The 279-nt window shown below is 65.9% G+C and carries 1 protein-coding gene; it reads left to right on the top strand.

Features of this window, described 5'->3' with window-relative positions:
* Positions 1–13 precede the first annotated feature (13 nt).
* Positions 14–279, top strand: a 266-nt coding sequence (locus WDW90_RS39195) for a helix-turn-helix domain-containing protein (protein WP_336493006.1), incomplete at its 3' end; no start/stop codon positions are given.

Below are 279 nucleotides of genomic sequence, written 5' to 3'. Positions count from 1 at the left end.
CTCGGCGCCCATCATGACCGCTGACGAGTATCGCTCTGCCCTCAAGCAGTTGGACCTCACGCAGGTTGCTGCTGCGGCCTTTCTCGGGATCGAGGAAGTGACGTCACGGCGCTGGGCGACGGGCAAGTCACGCGTTCACGGCGCGGCCGAGAAGCTGTTGCGCCTGATGATCGCGATGAAGCTCACGCCCGAGCAGGTATCCAAGTGCCTGGACGATCAGCCCGCTGGCCGCGTCAAAGCCTCGGGCGCGGCTTCGGCGTCGGCACCTCGACAAGCTGG

This window comes from Methylobacterium nigriterrae, assembly GCF_037106235.1.
GTDB classification, from domain to species: domain Bacteria; phylum Pseudomonadota; class Alphaproteobacteria; order Rhizobiales; family Beijerinckiaceae; genus Methylobacterium; species Methylobacterium nigriterrae.
This window is presented reverse-complemented; position numbering and strand designations above follow the sequence as displayed.